Raw genomic sequence first — 17,290 nt, 5'->3', positions numbered from 1 at the left:
CCGCCTCGTGCAAGGCCAGGCCACCAACGGCTGGAAGCAGGCCCTCGCCCAGCTCACCGCCGCCTACCCCGACCGCATCAACCCCTACCTCTGACAACCCCACTTACACAAAAACCTTGACAGGCTCGGCCCCCGGCCGCCGTGAGCCAGCGCTCACGGTCGAGACCATCGCGTTACCTTGGTCCCGACACCCCTGTCACGTCCCTTCCCACGGAGGTATCCCTCAATGTCAACCGTCGCTCAGACCGACGGGGCGCCGGGCCGCACCCAGCGCCTCATCGGGAAGGGCTGGATCCAGGCGGTCGCCCTCGTCATGCTCTTCGGCTTCACGGTCATGGGCATGCTCGCGTGGCGCACCTACTCGGACTCCATGCCCCAGCCCGAGAAGGTCGTCACAGAGTCGGGTGAGACCCTGTTCACCACCCAGGACATCACCGAGGGCCAGGAGATCTTCCAGGCCCGCGGCCTCATGGAGTACGGCACGATCGTCGGCCACGGCGGCTACCTCGGCCCGGACTTCACCGCCGAGTACCTCCGCATGGAGGCACTCTCCGTCGAGAAGCAGCTCGAGCAGTCCGGCGACGCCGACGCCGCCGAGAGCATGAAGATCATGCTCCGCACCAACCGCTACGACGAGTCCACCGGCACGCTCGTGTGGACTGATGAGCAGGTCGAGGCCTACAACCAGGCCGTCGAGTACTACACCAAGATGTTCGGCCCGGACGCCCAGAAGAACGGCCTCAAGCCCGACCTCATCACGGACCCGACCGAGGTGCAGCAGGTCACCGCCTTCTTCGGCTGGACCGCCTGGGCCTCCGCCGCGGACCGCCCCGGCAAGGACTACTCGTACACGAACAACTGGCCGGCCGAGCCGCTCGTGGGCAACTCGCCCACCGGCGACCTCATGATCTGGTCGGTCATCTCCCTCATCGTCCTCATCGGCGGCATCGGCATCATGTTCGCCATCTACGGCCGCTGGAGCGCGAAGATCGGCTGGCACTCGGAGGAGGCCCCGGCCCTGTCCTTCCGCCAGCCCGGTGAGATCGGCCTGACCAAGTCCCAGCGGGTCGTCGCCTGGTTCGTCTTCACCATCGCCGCCCTGTTCGTCGTCCAGACCCTCGTCGGGGCGCTGGCCGAGCACTACCGGGCCGACGTCCTCAGCTTCTTCGGCTTCGACATGGCCAAGTGGATCCCCTACTCGCTGGCGCGCACCTGGCACGTCCAGCTCTCGCTGTTCTGGACGGCCATCGGCCTGCTCGCCGCCGGCCTGTTCATGACGCCCTTCATCGCGCGCCGTGAGCCCAGGAAGCAGCACGTCCTCACGTGGGTCCTGCTCATCGCCGCCGCCGCCGTCGTCGTCCTGTCCTGCCTCGCCGAGGCGGCCTCCGAGCACGGCGTGTCCTGGGCCAAGGGGCCGATCTTCGCCCAGCAGTGGGAGTACCTCGACCTGCCGTTCCTCTTCCAGGTGCTGCTGACCGCTGCCATGTTCGTGTGGGTCTTCATCATCTGGCGCGCCATGCGCGGCCGGCTCAAGAACGAGCACGTCGCCAACATGCCGTGGCTCTTCATGTTCTCCGCGCTGGCCATCCCGGCCTTCTACGCGGTCGGCATGATGGCCCGCACCGACACGCACCTGTCCGTCGCCGAGTTCTGGCGCTTCTGGGTCGTCCACCTCTGGGTGGAGGACTTCCTCGAGCTCTTCACCACGGTCATGGTCGCGTACTTCTTCGTCCTCATGGGCGTCGTCCGTGAGAAGATCGCGCTCGGCATCATCTACATGGACATCATCCTGTACTCGGCCGGCGGCGTCATCGGCACGATGCACCACCTGTACTTCTCCGGCACCCCGGTGGAGAACATGGCCTTCGGCGCCTTCTTCTCCGCGGCGGAGGTCATCCCGCTGACCTTCCTCACCGTGGAGGCCTGGGCCTTCATGCAGCTCGGCGCCAACCGCCAGGGCAAGGAGGCCAAGCCCTTCCCGCACCGGTGGGCCGTCATGTACCTCGTGGCCGTCGGCTTCTGGAACTTCCTCGGCGCCGGCGTCTTCGGCTTCCTCGTCAACCTGCCCATCGTCTCCTACTACGAGATCGGCACGGCCCTGACGGCCAACCACGCGCACGCCTCCATGATGGGCGTCTACGGCTTCATGGCCCTCGGCCTGGGCATGTTCGCGCTGCGCTACCTCATCCCCGAGGACAAGTGGCCCGAGCGCCTCGCCAAGGTCTCCTTCTGGAGCCTCAACATCGGCCTCGCCTGGATGTGCTTCGCGACCCTGCTGCCGCTCGGCATCCTCCAGCTCAACGAGGCCGTCGGCACGGGCTACTTCGAGGCCCGCCAGCTCACCTACATCACGAACCACACGAACACGATCATCGAGTGGGGACGCATGCCGGGTGACCTCATCTTCATCCTCGGCGGCGCCCTGCCGTACCTCTACATCGCGTTCCTCGGCGTCAAGAACTGGCGCCACGGCCGCACGGTCGACACCTTCGCCGAGGACGCGCTCTACGAGGAGCTCGACACCACGCCCACGGCGTGGAAGGGCGAGCGCGCGGAGCTGAACGACTGATGTCGGTCCCCGACCTGAGCGTGTGGCTCGTCGCCGCCTACGCACTGGTCCTGCTGGGCGTTGCGTGGCTCGTGGATGTCCTCGGGTCGCGCAGCGCCCGGCGCTCGCTCAACTGGCGCCAGGCCGACTTCGTCTACCACGACGACGTCGACGGGTGGAAGTGCCACGAGGACCAGTGGCTCTGGCCCACGGCCTTCGACCCGGACAAGCGCGTCATCCGCTACGAGGGCGCTCACGCCATCTGCGGGCGCTGCCCGTCGAAGGACACGTGCTCGCCCACCCCTGGGCCCCGTGAGATCACCAAGCCGGTGGACCCCTGGCCCTACTCCGAGGCGGGCCGCTTCCACCGCGGCGTCGCCCTCGTCATCGCCACGGTCGGGTGCTTCCTGTGCCTCTCGCTCATGGTGCTGTTCCGGGGGGCGGCCGACCGAGTCCTCCTGGGCGCGACCTTCGCGCTCATGCTCGGCGGGACCTACCCGCTCGCCCGGCACCTGTGGAACACCCCCGACAACGCGCCGAAGCACCTCCCGCACGTCGGCTCCGCGGAGCACGTCGCCGCGGGCGCCGCCCGTCGGGCGGCCGTCGCGGGGCCCGTCCCCGTCACGATCGGTGGGCGCCCCAGCGGCTACCGCTCCGTGCGGGAGGCCGCCGAGCGCATCGCGCAGGCCCAGACCGAGGCCCGCTCCACCGGTCGGGCCGTCACGGTCTCCTTCCTGCACGACGCCGGTGCGGGCGCCGACCCGACGGCCGCGCCGGCCGCTGCCGTTGCCGCCGAGCCCGAGCTCGCGCACCTCGCCGCCGTCCGCTCCCGGAAGGGCCGCTTCACCGGCCTGTCAGGCGGGAGCGCCGACGGCGGGGCCGCCGAGGAGCCGCGGCGGTCATGGGCCTCGGCCTGGAACCCCGCCACCACCACGTCCACCTCCAACGAGGAGTCACTCTCATGACCATGTCCGTCGCGCTCATCATCGTGGTGATCGTGCTCATCATCCTGCTGCTCGTCTTCGGCCTGAAGATCGTCAGCCAGTACGAGCGGGGCATCGTCTTCCGGCTGGGCCGGCTCCGGCCGATCGCGCAGCCCGGGCTCCACTTCGTCATCCCTCTCTTCGAGCGGATGGAGCGCGTCGACACCCGTGTCGTCACGCTGACGATCCCGCCCCAGGAGGTCATCACCGAGGACAACGTGCCGGCGCGCGTCAACGCCGTCGTCCTGTTCAACGTCATCGACCCGGTCAAGGCCGTCATGGAGGTCGAGAACTACGCGATCGCGACCTCCCAGATCGCCCAGACGACCCTGCGCAGCGTCCTCGGCCGCGTCGACCTCGACACGGTGCTCGCCCACCGCAGCGCGCTCAACGCGGACCTGCGCGACATCATCGAGACGCAGACCGAGCCCTGGGGCGTCGAGGTGAGCGTCGTCGAGATCAAGGACGTCGAGATTCCCGAGCAGATGCAGCGCGCCATGGCCCGCGGTGCGGAGGCCGAGCGCGAGCGCCGTGCCAAGGTCATCAACGCCCACGGCGAGCTCCAGGCCTCCGAGGAGCTGCGCCAGGCGGCGGACACGCTCTCGAAGTCGCCCGCCTCGCTCCAGCTGCGCTACCTCCAGACGCTCCTGGAGCTGGGCGCCGACCAGAACTCGACGGTCGTCTTCCCGCTGCCGATGGACCTCATCGGCCCGCTCGTCAAGCGCTTCGTCGGCTCCGACGAGGCGGACGGCAGCGCCGAAGGCGCAGCCGCGCGTGCGGGGGAGGAGGGCTCGGCGTACGCGCCGTCGGCCGCCCAGCGCGACGCCGTGGCCGAGGCGGAGCGCCTCTCGCGTCCGTCGGCCCCGGCGGACCTGCGCAGCGTCCACGAGGCCGTCGAGGCGGCCGCCGCGGGGACGGTCGTCCCCGATGAGGAGCGCCCCGCCTACTGAGCAGCGTCGGCGTCGGCATCCCGCCCGTGCGGGTGCCGGCGCCGCGCCTCTCACGCGAGAGGGCCGCGGCACCTGCACGGTGCCGCGGCCCTCTTGCCGTGCTCGCCCCGATCGCGGGGCCCCACCTCCGCGCCGCGGGGCGGCCGGGTGGCCGGGTGACCGGACACCGCCCGGGACACGACGGCGTCGGGGCGCGGGCGGCTCAGGATCGCGGACGTAACCGTGGGCGACGCGCCAGCTGGCGCAGCAGGTCGGCGGCGAAGACCGCGACGCCCGCCCACACGAAGCACATGGCGATCCAGCGAGCGGTGGAGATCTCCTCGTGGAAGACCCCCCACGCGAGGAGGAACTGCATGATCGGTGCGATGTACTGGGACAGGCCGACGACGCTCAGTGGCACGCGCGCCGTCCCCGCCCCGAAGAGCAGGAGCGGGATCGCGGTGAGCGGTCCCGCCAGGAGCAGCAGCACGAGCAGGAGCGGCGAGGCCTCGGGCCCCTGCATCGCCGCCGCGCCCGTGGCCTGCCGCCACCCCAGGTAGGCGAGCGCCACGGGAGCGACGACGAGGCTCTCCACGGTCAGGCCCGTGAGGGCGTCGACCCGGGCCGAGACCCGCTTCTTCACCAGGCCGTAGAAGCCGAAGCTGAGCGCCAGCCCCAGGGAGACCCAGGGCAGCGAGTGCTGCATCGCCACGAGGATGAGGACGGCGACCGACGCGAGCGCGATCGAGACCCCCTGCGCGGGACGGAGCCTCTCGCCGAGGAAGACCGCCGCGAGCGCCACGGTGACGAGGGGGTTGACGAAGTAGCCGAGCGCGGCGTCGGCCGTGTGCCCCGTGTTGACGCCGTAGACGTAGATGAGCCAGTTCGCCGTGATGAGGAAGCCGGAGACCGTGAGGGTCCCGAGCAGGCGCGGGGTGGTGACCACGGCGCGGAGCCGGCCCCACCCGCCGCGCGCCACGACGAGGACCAAGCAGCTCGCCAGGGTCCAGATGACGCGGTGGCCGATGATCTCGACGGCGCCCGCGCCGTCGAGCAGCCGGAAGAACAGCGGGAAGAAGCCCCACAGGACGTAGCAGCCCACGACCATGGCGAGCCCGGCGCCGGAGCGCGTCTCCGCGACGGCGCCGTCGTCCGGTGCGGTGCTCGGCGCCTCGTCGTGGGGCGCCGTGGGGCCGACGGGATCCTTCGCGGGGGAAGGGGCGGGGGAGTCGGTCATGCTGCTTCCGTTCGCGGTCGGGGGAGGGTGATCGTATCCGTGGTGCCGCGTCCCTAAGATGGTGCGGCCGCGCCCCGAGACGCGGCAGCCGACGCCCCGAACCCGAGGAGAAACCCATGGCTGACGCCGCGCGCGCCCGTAAGGTCGCCGACCGCATCCATCAGACCGTCGCCCGCCTCCTCCAGGGCCGCATCAAGGACCCGCGCCTCGGCTTCGTCACCGTCACCGACGTCAAGGTCACCGGCGACCTTCAGCACGCGACCATCTTCTACACGGTCTACGGCACCGACCGCGAGAGACGGGAGTCGGCGGCCGCCCTGCGCTCCGCGACCGGCCTCATCCGGTCCGAGGTCGGCAAGGGGCTCGGCATCCGACTCACCCCGTCGCTCGAGTTCCAGCTCGACGCCCTGCCGACCCAGGCCAGGACCTTCGAGGACGCCCTCGACCGCGCCCGCGCGAAGGACGAGGAGATCGCCCGCGCTTCTGAGGGCGCCCAGTACGCCGCCGGCAAGGACCCCTACCGCCACGACGACGAGGACGAGACCGACGAGGCCGAGTCTGACGAGGACGACGCTGGCGACGGCGCTGATGACGGCGCCGTCGCAGACGTCGACGATGAGAACGACGACGAGGACGCCGAGCGGTGACCCGCCCCGAGGTGCCCCGCGGCGCCGTCACCGCCGTCGACGGGCTCCTCGTCCTCGACAAGCCCGTCGGCCTCACGAGCCACGACCTCGTCGCCCTCACCCGCCGCATGGCCGCCACCCGCAAGGTCGGTCACGCCGGCACCCTCGACCCCATGGCGACGGGAGTCCTCATCCTGGGCATCGGCCGCGCGACCCGCTTCCTCACCTACCTCGTCGGCGCCGACAAGACCTACGAGGCCACGGTCCGGCTCGGTCAGGAGACCCTCACCGAGGACGCCGAGGGCGACGTGACCGCCTCAGCCGGATGCGCCGCGCCGGACGAGCCTGGCTCGCCCCTCGACGGCCTCGACGACGCCCTCGCTGCCCTCTCGGGCGACATCGAGCAGGTCCCGAGCGCCGTCTCCGCCATCAAGATCGACGGCGTGCGCTCCTACGCCCGCGTGCGCGGCGGCGAGGACGTCGAGCTCCCCGCCCGGCCCGTCACCGTCCACGCCCTCACCGTGCTCGACGAGCCCCGCTCGGCCCGCGCCGAGGACGGGACCAGCGTCGTCGACCTCGACCTGCGCGTCACGTGCTCGTCGGGCACCTACGTCCGCGCCCTCGCGCGGGACCTCGGGCGGGCGCTCGGATGCGGCGCCCACCTCACGGCCCTGCGCCGCACGGGCGTCGGCCCCTTCACCCTCGACGACGCCCGTGCCCTCGAGTCGGTCACCGCCGAGGTCGCTGAGGGCGCGGCGGCAGCGGACCGTGGTGAGGTCGCCACGGGACTCGAGACGACCCCCATGGAGGAGGTCGCCCGCCGCTGCTTCGACGCCGTCGCCCTCACCGAGGCGGAGACCCGCGCCCTCGGCTACGGCCAGCCCGTGCCCGCCGAGCTCCTTGAGCGCGCCGAGCGCCTCGACGTCCCGGTCATCCCCAAGCACCTGCGCGGGGAGGACGGTTCCCAGGAGGCGCGCGAGGTGGTCGCGGGGTTCGCCCCCGACGGGCGCCTCGTGGCACTGTTGACCCGTAAGGGCGGGCGGGCACGGCCCCTCCTCGTCCTCGCTCCCGCCTGAGACAGCAGGACGCAGGACTCGCGACCTGGGCCGGCTGCGCGGCCACGGGCCCGCACGGCACCAGACCGCAGCACCGCACGAGCACGACACCAGTAGGACAGCAGGAGATATTGATGAGCGAGCAGACGGACACCGCCCAGCAGAGCACCACCGGTGAGGGTGCCGGCTGCGGCTGCGGCTGCGGCGGTCACGAGGCGCGGACCCCGGGGCACGAGCGCGCCGCCGCTCCTGTCGACTCCCAGCCGCTCGGTGAGGGCTACGTCGAGCCCGAGCCGGTCACGGCCGAGTCCATGGAGACCGCCGACCCCACCGGCATCGCCGCCAACGTCATGAGCGTCCTCGCCGACGGCTCGGTCCAGGTCGCCGTCCCGGCCCAGGGCGGAGCGGCCGCCGGCTCCGACGCTGCGGCCGGCGTCGTCCCCGGCCACAAGCCCGGCAACGTCCTCGGCCTGCGCGACGTGTCCGCCACCGGCGGCGGCTGCGGCTGCGGCGGCCACGGGCACCACCACGAGCACGCCCACGGCGAGCAGGCCTCAGGCGGCTGCGCCTGCGGCGCCCACTGAGCTCCGCGGAACGTCCGGAACGGAGCGAGCAGTCGTGCAGGTCTGGTACGGGCCCGAGCAGGTGCCGTCGACCCTCGCGGGGCCGGACGGGACCGGCAGCGTCGTCACCATCGGTGTCTTCGACGGCGTCCACCGCGGGCACCAGGCGATCCTCGAACGCGTCGTCGCCCGGGCCCAGGAGACCGGCACGGGGGAGGTGCGGCCTCTCGCCGTCGCCGTCACCTTCGACCCGCACCCGGCGCGCGTCCACCGCCCCGACTCCCACCTCGAGCTCGTCGCCTCGCTGGCGGACCGTCTCGAGGGGCTTGCCGCCTCCGGCCTCGACGCGGTCCTCGTCATCCACTACACGCTCGACTTCGCCGACCAGTCGCCTGAGGACTTCGTGCGGACCTGGTTCGAGGAGCTCCTCGGCGCCCGCGCCGTCGTCGTCGGGGACGACGTGCGCTTCGGGCGTGGCAACGGCGGCGACGCCGACACCCTGACCCGCATCGGCCGCGAGGACGGCGTCGACGTCGAGATCGTCTCCGACGTCCTCTCTCCCGAGGGCCGTCGATGGTCCTCCACGTGGGTGCGCGAGCTGCTCGAGACCGACGACGTCGCCGGAGCCGCGCGCGTCCTCGGCCACCCGCACCGCCTTCGCGGCACGGTCGTCCACGGGCTGCGCCGCGGCCGTGAGCTCGGCTTCCCGACGGCCAACCTCGACGCCGCGAGCGTCGGCGTGGTCCCGCCCGACGGCGTCTACGCCGGGTGGCTCGTGCGGGAGCCCGGATCCGGTGAGACCCGCGGGGCGCGGGAGGAGCGGCTGCCCGCCGCCATCTCCGTGGGCACCAACCCGACATTCGACGACGTGCCCGAGAGGACCGTCGAGGCCTACGTCCTGGGACGCGCCGACCTCGACCTGTACGGGGAGGTCGTCGCCATCGACCTCGTCGAGCACCTTCGCCCCATGCTCGCCTTCGACGGCCTCGAGCCTCTCCTGACCCAGATGGACCAGGACGTCCGCGACGCCGCGCGCGCCCTCGGGGTCCCCGAGCCGGAGAGGCTGAGGGTCCGTCCGGAGGACGTCACCGCCTGATCGTCATCTCCTGAGCGTCACTGCCTGATCAGGCGTGCGGCCGCCGGGCGCGCTCGGGCACGCCGCTGAGACCGATCCCACGGCGGCGGACGGCGCCGGGGCGGTCGTGGTCCTTCCGGTCGCTGGTACTGTGGGCGGGCCGTCGATCGGCCGCGGACGTGTCATGCCCGGGAGAACAAGCCCCGGCGCTCCGCGCAACGAGAAAGAGGAGCAACCGTGTCGGTTTCCCCCGAGCGCAAGAAGCAGATCATCGCCGAGTACGCCACCCACGAGGGTGACACGGGCTCCCCCGAGGTCCAGATCGCCGTCCTGTCCGAGCGCATCTCCAACCTCACCGAGCACTTCAAGACCCACACGCACGACCACCACTCGCGCCGCGGTCTTTACCTCCTCATCGGTAAGCGCCGTCGCCTCCTCGACTACCTCATGAAGGAGGACATCGAGCGTTACCGCGCCCTCATCGCCAGGCTCGGCATCCGCCGCTGAGCCCGCGCGAGCGCAGCTCGAGCCCGTCGCCCCGGCCCTGCCCTCCTCTGGGAGAGCGGGGCCGGGGCGCGTTCGCGCTCGATCGGCGTCACGGCCCCGGCTGTCGTGCCGGGACCCGAACGACGCCCCTCGCGTGGGGTGGTGCGCGGGAGGGGAGGCGCCTACAATCGAGCGAGCGGTCGGATATTGTCCGCCCCGCCCCGGCAGCCGTCCAGCCGTCTCAGGACCGGGTGCCGGCGACCGCCCCAGCACGAAGGAGTGCCCATGAGCAACGAAGCCCCCTACCTGGATCCGTCCCTCCCCGTCGAGCAGCGCGTCGAGGACCTCCTCGGGCGCCTCAGCGTCGAGGAGAAGGCCGGCCAGATCACCCAGTACTTCTACCTGCGCTCGATGCGTCCCGAGATCGACGGCGTCCGCCCCGAGGACGTGCCCGAGGAGTACCGCGCGCTCCTCGAGCAGCCGGAGATGGTGGAGGACGAGGTACGCGCAGGCCGTGCCGGCTCCGTCCTCTTCGTCCGCGACCCCGAGGTCGCCAACACCCTCCAGCGCATGGCCGTCGAGGAGTCGCCGCACGGCGTGCCGCTCATCCTCGGCTACGACGTCATCCACGGCCTGCGGACCATCATGCCCGTACCGATCGCGATGGCCGCCTCCTGGGACCCTGAGGTCGCCGAGTCCGCCCAGTCCGCGGCGGCGGCGGAGGCGCGCGCCGTCGGAATCTCCTGGGCCTTCGCCCCCATGGTCGACATCGCACGCGACCCGCGCTGGGGGCGCATCATCGAGGGCGCGGGCGAGGACCCCGTGCTCGGCGCCGCCGTCGCGGCCGCGCAGGTCCGCGGCTTCCAGGGCGGGGACACCTACGGCACCGACGAGCACCACATCATCGCCGGCCCCAAGCACTTCGCGGGCTACGGCGCCGCGCGCGGAGGCCGCGACTACGAGGACTCCGAGATCTCCGACTCCGAGCTCTGGAACGTCTACCTCCCGCCGTTCCGCGCCGCCGTCGAGGCCGGCGCGGGGAACGTCATGAGCGCCTACATGGACCTCAACGGGGTGCCCGCCTCCGGCAACAGGTGGCTCCTCACCGACGTCCTGCGCGAGGACATGGGCTTCGACGGCTTCGTCGTCTCCGACGCGAACGCCGTGCAGTCGCTCGCCGTCCAGCACTTCGCGCGCGACCTCACCGACGCCGGAGCCCGGGCGGTCTCCGCCGGGCTCGACATGGAGATGGGGATGACGGACTCCGCCTACAAGCGGCTTCCGCAGGCCCTCGAGGCGGGTGACGTCACGATCGAGGCGATCGACACCGCGGTCCGCCACGTGCTCACGGCGAAGTTCCGCATGGGGCTGTTCGAGCACCCCTACGTCGACGCCGAGGCCGCGCCGGCGGCGCTCGCGGAGCCGACGCACCGCGACGTCTCCCGCAGGGCCGCCGAGCGCACGATCGTCCTGCTCAAGAACGAGGTCCCCGACGGCGCCCAGGGCGGCGCTCCGGTGCTTCCGCTCACCGACCAGAAGTCGATCGCGGTCATCGGCCAGCTCGCCGACTCGCCTCGCGACACCATCGGCCCGTGGGTCTTCGACTACGACCTCTCCGAGGTCTCGACGATCCTCGCCGGCGTCCGTGCCCGCGCGGGCGAGGGGGTCCGCGTCGACCACGCCGTCGGCGAGTGGGCGCCTGGACGGCACTTCCCGTCGATGTTCGACGAGCAGGAGCCCGCGGAGAACCTGCCGCGTCGTCCCGACGACTTCGACGACGAGGCCGCCCTCGAGGAGGCCGTCAAGGTCGCGAGGGGCGCGGAGGTCGCGCTCGTCGTCGTCGGGCAGCCGCAGAACCACATCGGCGAGCGCGCCTCGACCTCGACCCTCGAGCTGCCGGGACGCCAGCTCGAGCTGCTCCAGCGGGTCGCCGCGACGGGGACCCCGACGGTCGCCCTCGTCATGTCTGGGCGCCCGCTCGACCTGCGCTGGGCCAAGGAGAACCTGCCCGCCGTCGTCCAGGTCTGGTACCCGGGCACGCGCGGCGGGGAGGCTGTCGCAGCCGCCCTCTTCGGCGACGTCGACCCGGCCGGGCGCCTGCCCTTCACCTGGCCGCGGACCGTCGGCCAGGTGCCGATGATCTACTCCCACTACCGGACCTTCCAGCCGGAGGCCGCGGGGGAGCGCTACTGGGACGAGGAGTCGACGCCCCTCTTCCCCTTCGGCCACGGCGGGTCCTACGCGACCTTCGAGCACTCCGAGCCCCGGATGTCGGCCGACTCGATCGCGATCGGGGAGACGGCGACCGTGACGGTCGACGTCACGAACACCTCGAGCCGTGACGGCGAGGAGGTCGTCCAGCTCTACGTCCACCAGCGCTACGGCGAGTCGAGCCGCCCGCTGCGCGAGCTCAAGGGCTTCCGCAGGATCGCCGTCGCCGCCGGCGAGACCGTGAGGGTCGAGCTGCCGCTCGGGCCGGACCAGCTGCGCTACTGGAGCGCGGCGTCGCGCACGTGGCGCCAGGACGCGACGACGATCGACGTCCTCGTCGGCGGCTCGAGCGAGGCCACGGCCGCCACGGTGCTCGAGGTGCGCTGAGACAAGGTCCGCACCGCCCGCGGCGCCGCCCTCCCCGCGAGGGGAGGGCGGCGCCGCGTCCCATCTCACGGGGCTGAACGCCCCGGCTCCCGCGAGATGACGCGCTCTCACGGTAGGATCCAGGGGTCCGCGTCGCGCGTGGGTACGGGGGAGCCCCGGACCGACCGCGCGGCTGCAGGGGCAGGGCGCGTCGCCCGCCGCCTGCGCAGCGGGCCCGGTGACGGGGAACGACCCCGGCCGCCGGACGGCAGGGCACGTCGGTTTTCGGTGGTGGCCTCCGGAACGGTGCACGGGCGAGCCGCCCGCACGGGCTGGGCCCGAGCCGCTCCGTGGGCCTCGATCGAAGGCCACGGTCCTGCCCCGATCGACAGAAAGAGACACATCACCGATGTTCCTTGATGACCCCGAGGTCACCGCCGCCGAGGCCGTGATCGACAACGGCTCCTTCGGCAAGCGCGTCGTCCGCTTCGAGACCGGCCGCCTCGCCAAGCAGGCCGCCGGCTCAGCCATGGCCTACCTCGACGGCGAGACCGCCGTCCTGTCCGCCACCACCGTGGGCAAGCACCCCAAGGACCAGTTCGACTTCTTCCCGCTCACCGTGGACGTGGAGGAGCGCCAGTACGCCGCCGGCCGCATCCCCGGCTCCTTCTTCCGCCGCGAGGGCCGCGCGGGCACCTCCGCCATCCTGGCCTGCCGCCTCATCGACCGCCCGCTGCGCCCCTCCTTCGTCAAGGGCCTGCGCAACGAGGTCCAGGTCGTCGAGACCGTCCTCGCCATCCACCCCGACGACGCCTACGACGTCCTGGCCATCAACGCCGCCTCGATGTCCACGCAGATCGCCGGCCTGCCCTTCGCCGGCCCGGTCGCCGGCACCCGCCTCGCCCTCATCGACGGGCAGTGGGTCGCCTTCCCGCGCTGGAGCGAGCTCGAGCGCGCCACCTTCAACATGGTCGTCGCGGGCCGCGTCCTCGAGGACGGCGACGTCGCGATCATGATGGTCGAGGCGGGCGCCACCGAGAACGCCTGGGACCTCATCCAGGACGGCGCCACCGCGCCGACCGAGGCCATCGTCGCCACGGCCCTCGAGGCCGCCAAGCCGCACATCAAGGCCCTCTGCGAGGCCCAGATGGAGGTCGCCAAGCACGCCTCCAAGCCGACCGCCGAGTTCCCGCTCTACCTCGACTACTCCGACGAGCAGTACGACGCTGTCGAGAAGTCCGCGGTGGCCCACGACCTCGCCGGCGCCATCGCCACCGAGGGCAAGCAGGCCCGCGACATCGCCACGGACGCCGTCCGCGACGAGGTCCTCGCCGAGCTCGCCGAGCAGTTCCCCGCCGAGGAGGACGTCAAGGCGCTCAAGGCAGCCTTCAAGTCCGTCACCAAGAAGCTCGTCCGCCACCGCACCCTCACCGAGGGCATTCGCATGGACGGCCGCGGCCTCAAGGACATCCGCACCCTGGCCGCCGAGGTCGAGGTCCTGCCCCGCGTCCACGGCTCCGCCATCTTCGAGCGCGGCGAGACCCAGATCCTGGGCGTCACCACCCTCAACATGCTGCGCATGGAGCAGCAGATCGACGACCTCTCGCCGATCAAGCACAAGCGCTACATGCACCAGTACGTCTTCCCGCCCTTCTCCACCGGTGAGACCGGACGCGTCGGCGCCCCCAAGCGCCGTGAGGTCGGTCACGGGGCGCTGGCCGAGCGAGCCCTCGTCCCGGTCCTGCCGAGCAAGGACGACTTCCCCTACGCCATCCGCCAGGTCTCCGAGGCCCTCGGCTCCAACGGCTCCACCTCGATGGGCTCGGTGTGCGCCTCGACGCTCTCCATGCTCAACGCCGGCGTGCCGCTCAAGGCGCCGGTCGCCGGCATCGCCATGGGCCTCATGCACGAGGAGATCGACGGCGAGACCAAGTGGGCCACGCTCACGGACATCCTCGGCTCCGAGGACGCCTTCGGCGACATGGACTTCAAGGTCGCCGGCACGCGCGACTTCATCACCGCGCTGCAGCTCGACACCAAGCTCGACGGCCTGCCCTCGGACATCCTCGCCGGTGCCCTCGGCCAGGCGCGCGACGCCCGCTTCAAGCTGCTCGACCTCATCGACCAGGCCATCGACGGCCCTGACGAGATGGCTCCCACGGCTCCTCGCGTCCTCACCGTCCACATCCCGGTCGACAAGATCGGTGAGGTCATCGGCCCCAAGGGCAAGATGATCAACCAGATCCAGGAGGACACGGGCGCGGACCTCACGGTCGAGGACGACGGCACCGTCTACATCGGCGCGTCCGACGGCCCCTCCGCCGAGGCCGCCCGCGACGCCGTCAACGCGGTCGCGAACCCGCAGATGCCGGAGATCGGCGAGCGCTTCGTCGGCACCGTCGTCAAGACGACCACCTTCGGCGCCTTCGTCTCCCTCACCCCCGGCAAGGACGGCCTCCTGCACATCTCGCAGATCCGACGCCTCGTCGGCGGCAAGCGCGTTGAGAACGTCGAGGACGTCCTCAACGTGGGCGACAAGGTCAACGTCGAGCTGGCCGAGATCGACCAGCGCGGCAAGCTGAGCCTGCACGCCGTCCTCAACGAGGAGCAGCAGGCGGCCGAGGACGAGGCCAAGGCCCACCGCTCCGAGCGCGGCGAGGACGAGGGCGAGCGCCGTGAGCGCCGCCCGCGCCGTCGCGAGTCCGGCGAGGGCGACGGCGAGCGCCGTGAGCGCCGCCCGCGCCGCCGCCGCACCCGCACGAGCGAGGACTCCTCGGACTCCGAGTGAGGCTGCGCTGAGCATCTGAGCACTGGGCGCCCTGTGCACCAGTGAGCAACGACGGGAGCCGGGACCACCCCAACGGTGGTCCCGGCTCCCGTCGTCCTTCCCTCGGAGCGCTCGCGCAGACAGCTCGCGGGCTCGTCCCGTGCGGTCGCTACGCCGTCGGCGAGGCGTGAGGAGGCCGACGGCGGGGAGCGGGCGCCCGGCCGCTAGGCTCGCCGGGTGACCAGCGCAGTGACCCCATCACCCTCGAGCACCCCCGCCCCCTCCGAGGGGCACAGCACCGGCGACTTCGAGGCCTCCTACGACGAGGTCGCCCTCGCTCGCGGCCGCGCCGGCGACCCCGCCACCGAGCTCACCCTCAGCGACGACGGCGCGACGCTGCGCCGATCCGTCCTCCCCGGCGGCGTCCGCGTCATCACCGAGTCCGTCCCCGGACTGCGGTCCACCGCGCTCGGCACCTGGTTCGGCGTCGGCTCGCGCGACGAGGTCCCCGGCCAGGAGGGCTCGACCCACTTCCTCGAGCACCTCATGTTCAAGGGCACCGCCACCCGCGACGCCCGCGGCATCGCCGAGGCCTTCGACATGATCGGCGGCGAGTCCAACGCCGCCACCTCCAAGGAGCACACCTCCTACTACGCCCGGGTCCAGCGCCAGGACTCCATGGAGGCCCTCGACATCATCACCGACATGGTGACCTCCTCCCTCCTCACGCCCGCCGAGGTCGAGACCGAGCGCGGCGTCATCGTCTCCGAGCTCGCCGACGCCGCCGACGACCTCCTCGACGTCGCCCAGGAGGCCTTCAACCGGGCCGCCTTCGGCGAGGACACCCCGCTCGGCCGGCCCATCGGCGGCACGCCCGAGGCCGTGCGCTCCGTGCCCCGCGACGCCGTCTGGGACCACTACAAGCGGACCTACGCCTCCGACTCCCTCGTCGTCGCCGTGGCCGGCGCCGTCGACCACGACGAGGTCTGCGAGCGGGTCCTGTCCGACCTCGCCACCGCCGGCTGGGGCGCGAGCGCCGACGCCGTCCCGCGTCCCCGCCGCTTCGAGACCGTCGCGATGGACGCCCCGCCCGTCCACGACGTCACCGTCGTCCGAGACGCCGAGCAGTCCCACGTCCACCTCGCCTGCCGCGGCATCCCCGTGCGCGACGAGCGGCGCTGGGCCATGAGCGTCCTCACCACCATCCTCGGCGGCGGGATGTCCTCGCGCCTCTTCCAGGAGGTCCGCGAGAGGCGGGGCCTGGCCTACACGACCTACGCCTTCGACTCCTCCTACGCCGGAGCCGGAGCCTTCGGCCTCTACGCCGGCTGCGCCCCCGAGGACGTCGACGAGGTCTGCGCCGTCATGGTCGGCGAGTTCGAGCGCCTCGCAGCCGACGGCGTCACCGAGCGCGAGCTCGCGCGGGCCCGCGGCCAGATCCGCGGCGCCATGGTGCTCGGCGGCGAGGACTCCCTCGCCCGCATGGGGCGCCTCGGGCGCGGCGAGGTCGTCACGGGCCGCCTGCGCTCCATGGGGGAGAACCTCCGCCGCCTCGAGGCCGTCACCGCCGAGGACGTCCAGGAGCTCGCCGTCTGGCTCGCCGGCCAGGACCGGGCCCGCGTGCTGGTCGGCCCGGCCGCCTGAGGCCTCTCGCCGTTAGGGTGGCTCCCATGACGAAGCGTGTAGCAGTGGTGGGCGCCGCCGGGCGCATGGGATCGACCGTCTGCCTGGCGGTCGAGGACGCCGAGGGCCTCGAGCTCGTCGCCCGCCTCGACGCCGGTGACCCCATCACCCCCGAGTCCCTGGGCGGTGCCGAGGTCGCCGTCGACTTCACGGTCCCCAGCGTCACCGAGGCCAACGTCCACTCCCTCATCGACGCCGGCGTCGACGTCGTCGTCGGCACCACTGGCTGGACCGAGGAGTCCTACGGCCGCGTCCGCGAGCACCTCGCCCGGCCCGAGGCCGGTGGACGCAGCGTCCTCATCGCCCCGAACTTCGCCCTCTCCGCCGTCCTCGCCATGTCCTTCGCGGCCAAGGCCGCGCGCTACTTCGAGTCAGCCGAGATCATTGAGCTCCACCACCCGAACAAGGTGGACGCCCCCTCCGGCACGGCCGTGGCGACCGCGCAGGGCATCGCCGCCGCCCGCGCCGAGGCCGGGCTCGGCCCGGTCCCGGACGCCACCCAGTCGGACCCCGACGGGGCCCGCGGCGCCGTCGTCGACGGCATCCACGTCCACGCCGTGCGCCTTCGCGGGCTGACAGCCCACGAGGAGGTCGTGCTCGGCAACGATGGCGAGCAGCTCACGATCCGCACGGACTCCTTCGACCGTGCGAGCTTCATGCCCGGCGTCATCCTCGCCGTGCGCGAGGTCTCCGGGCGCGACGGCCTCACGATCGGCCTCGACAAGCTCCTCGACCTCTGAGACCGAGGCCTCGGCCCTAGC

The 17,290-nt window shown here is 72.2% G+C and carries 12 protein-coding genes and 1 pseudogene; 12 read left to right on the top strand and 1 reads right to left on the bottom strand.

Translation table 11 applies throughout. The features are described from left to right. Positions 1-226 precede the first annotated feature (226 nt). The 3 genes and pseudogenes from IXW69_RS10980 to IXW69_RS10970 form a co-directional block, all read left to right on the top strand. The gene (locus IXW69_RS10980; protein WP_194785948.1) at positions 227-2,569 is read left to right on the top strand and encodes a nitric-oxide reductase large subunit; all 2,343 of its coding nucleotides are present in this window, start codon (positions 227-229) and stop codon (positions 2,567-2,569) included. Then, on the top strand, positions 2,569-3,513 hold the full coding sequence (locus tag IXW69_RS10975) for a hypothetical protein (protein ID WP_194785949.1): 945 nt from the start codon (positions 2,569-2,571) through the stop codon (positions 3,511-3,513). Before IXW69_RS10980 ends, IXW69_RS10975 begins: the two co-directional genes overlap by 1 nt. After that, positions 3,510-4,307 (top strand): annotated as a pseudogene (locus tag IXW69_RS10970) (slipin family protein); the annotation flags it as partial. The gene IXW69_RS10975 and the pseudogene IXW69_RS10970, both read left to right, overlap by 4 nt. Positions 4,308-4,683: 376 nt before the next feature. Here IXW69_RS10970 and rarD read toward each other — a convergent pair. Beyond that, on the bottom strand, positions 4,684-5,697 hold the full coding sequence (gene rarD, locus IXW69_RS10965; RefSeq protein WP_194786379.1) for an EamA family transporter RarD: 1,014 nt from the start codon (positions 5,695-5,697) through the stop codon (positions 4,684-4,686). Positions 5,698-5,813: 116 nt separating this feature from the next. On the opposite strand from rarD, the gene rbfA reads away from it, so the two are divergent. The 9 genes from rbfA (at position 5,814) to dapB (ending at position 17,269) form a co-directional block, all read left to right on the top strand. Then, complete coding sequence (gene rbfA, locus IXW69_RS10960) at positions 5,814-6,344, top strand: 30S ribosome-binding factor RbfA (RefSeq protein WP_194786378.1); 531 nt, start codon at positions 5,814-5,816, stop codon at positions 6,342-6,344. Beyond that, entirely contained in the window at positions 6,341-7,399 is a 1,059-nt protein-coding gene (gene truB, locus IXW69_RS10955) for a tRNA pseudouridine(55) synthase TruB (protein WP_194786377.1), read from the top strand. Before rbfA ends, truB begins: the two co-directional genes overlap by 4 nt. Before the next feature lie 113 nt (positions 7,400-7,512). After that, positions 7,513-7,962, top strand: a complete 450-nt coding sequence (locus IXW69_RS10950) for a hypothetical protein (protein ID WP_194786376.1) — start codon at positions 7,513-7,515, stop codon at positions 7,960-7,962. A 34-nt stretch (positions 7,963-7,996) separates the two neighbouring features. Further along, a complete protein-coding gene (locus IXW69_RS10945; protein WP_194786375.1) occupies positions 7,997-9,037 on the top strand; it encodes a bifunctional riboflavin kinase/FAD synthetase in 1,041 nt (346 codons plus the stop codon). Between the two features lie 216 nt (positions 9,038-9,253). Continuing rightward, entirely contained in the window at positions 9,254-9,523 is a 270-nt protein-coding gene (gene rpsO, locus IXW69_RS10940; RefSeq protein WP_194786374.1) for a 30S ribosomal protein S15, read from the top strand. A 264-nt stretch (positions 9,524-9,787) separates the two neighbouring features. Next, entirely contained in the window at positions 9,788-12,100 is a 2,313-nt protein-coding gene (locus tag IXW69_RS10935) for a glycoside hydrolase family 3 N-terminal domain-containing protein (protein ID WP_194786373.1), read from the top strand. Between the two features lie 388 nt (positions 12,101-12,488). Further along, on the top strand, positions 12,489-14,867 hold the full coding sequence (locus tag IXW69_RS10930; protein ID WP_194786372.1) for a polyribonucleotide nucleotidyltransferase: 2,379 nt from the start codon (positions 12,489-12,491) through the stop codon (positions 14,865-14,867). Between the two features lie 216 nt (positions 14,868-15,083). Further along, the gene (locus IXW69_RS10925) at positions 15,084-16,490 is read left to right on the top strand and encodes a M16 family metallopeptidase (protein WP_323745293.1); all 1,407 of its coding nucleotides are present in this window, start codon (positions 15,084-15,086) and stop codon (positions 16,488-16,490) included. 26 nt (positions 16,491-16,516) lie between these two features. Beyond that, positions 16,517-17,269: a 4-hydroxy-tetrahydrodipicolinate reductase gene (gene dapB, locus IXW69_RS10920; protein WP_194786371.1), complete on the top strand. Its 753-nt coding sequence runs from the start codon at positions 16,517-16,519 to the stop codon at positions 17,267-17,269. Positions 17,270-17,290 lie beyond the last annotated feature (21 nt).

The sequence above is a fragment of the Actinomyces haliotis genome, from assembly GCF_015355765.1.
Classification (GTDB): domain Bacteria; phylum Actinomycetota; class Actinomycetes; order Actinomycetales; family Actinomycetaceae; genus Actinomyces; species Actinomyces haliotis.
The sequence above is the reverse complement of the archived record's forward strand: the minus strand, read 5'-3'. Positions and strand labels throughout refer to the sequence as shown.